1 protein-coding gene is annotated in these 1,667 nt (G+C 65.0%); it reads left to right on the top strand.

The window, feature by feature from the left end; genetic code table 11:
• Positions 1-92: 92 nt before the first annotated feature.
• A partial coding sequence (locus ABZU69_RS37060) for an IS4 family transposase (RefSeq protein ID WP_354968865.1) occupies positions 93-1,667 on the top strand: 1,575 nt, incomplete at its 3' end.

Raw genomic sequence — 1,667 nt, 5'->3', positions numbered from 1 at the left:
TGACGTGTCAAGCAGGTTGGGACCTCTGGGCTTGAGACGGTTTAGCTCCTGATAGGACAAGACGTCCGCAAAGATCGTCTTTGAGGAGCCTGTTGTCCCACCGAAGCCGTACCGTCGTCCTTTCCCGCACCGTCACGGTGGCCGAAGGCGTCTTCGCCCCTGGCCACCTGGGGGAGCTGACCAGACAAATCCCGTTCGAGCTGGTGGACGACCTGCTGGAGCGCACCCGCACGACGCAACGCCGGGTACGGCTGCTGCCCTCACGGGTGGGGGTCTATTTCACCCTGGCTCTGGCGATGTTTCCGATGCTGGGCCATGCACGGGTATGGGACAAGCTGGTCGCCGGCCTCGACGGGTTGTCCCTGCGCCGGCCATCGGAGAAGGCACTGCGAGATGTCCGCCGCAGGCTGGGTCCAGCCCCGATCAAGCTGCTGTTCGAGACTCTCGCCGGGCCAGTTGCCCGGCCGAACGTTCCGGGTGTGCGCTACCGGCGCTGGCGAACCGTCGCGTTCGATGGATGTAGCTCAACCAAGGCACCGGACCGACCACGAGCGGCCGCCTGGCTGGGGAAGATCAAGCACCGCTTCGGTCAGGACGGATACCCGATGCTGCGGATCGTGGCCTTGTGCGAGACGGGCACCCGTTCACTATTGGGGGCGGTGTTCGGGCCCGTTGACGTCAGCGAGAACGCGTATGCCGAGCAGCTACTCCCGCTGCTCGATGACGGAATGCTGCTGCTCAATGACCGGGGCTTCGACGCTGACGACTTTCTCGCCAAGGCGGCTCGCACCGGCGCTCAGTTGCTGGTTCGTCTCAAAGGCCGCCGAACCCCGGCCAGGCAATCGTGCCTTCCCGACGGCACCTACCTCACCCGGATCAACGGGGTGGCTCTTCGCATCATCGACGCTCACATCAGCGTGACCACCGGCAAAGGACTCCAACTGGGCGGCGACTACCGCCTGGCCACCACCCTGACCGATCACCGGCGATATCCCGCGCAAGAACTCATTGCGCTCTACCACGAGCGATGGGAAGTCGAGTCGGCCTTCTACTCACTACGCCACACCCTCCTGCAAGGGCTCGTCCTGCGCTCACAGGATGCCTACGGCATTGAACAGGAAATCTGGGCCCAGCTCACGCTCTACCAGGCCCTGCGCCGCGCGGTGGCAGAAGCCGTCGAGTCCGTTCCCGGCACCGACCCCGATCGCGCCGCGTTCACCGTCGCGCTCGAGACAGCCCGAGATCAAGTCGTCGCTGCGGACGGGATACTTCCCACCGTGATCAAGTCAACGCCCGGCCGGATCGCGCATGCCGTCCTCACCAATCTGCTGCCTCCACGCCGTCCACGAATCTCCGCGCGCCGCGTGAAGTGCCCTATCTCCCGATACGCGGCACCACCAGCACAGCGCCTGATCGACGGAGCGGCATCAATCACGAACATCACGATCACCGTGCTGCCCGCCTCGACACTTCACCCCGACGGGCGACGCGATCGAACGTTGCAACTCATGCGCACTGACCCACACCGACCATGGACCGCACGGGAAATCGCCGCCGGCCTCGGTCTGATCCATCACCGAGGCCTGACCGCCGAGCTCAGTCGCTGGGTCAAAGAGAACATGCTCTCGCGAACAGCCCCCGGCACCTACGCCCTCACCCACGAATGG

Source organism: Micromonospora sp. NPDC005206, from assembly GCF_040608175.1.
Lineage (GTDB): Bacteria > Actinomycetota > Actinomycetes > Mycobacteriales > Micromonosporaceae > Micromonospora.
This window is presented reverse-complemented; position numbering and strand designations above follow the sequence as displayed.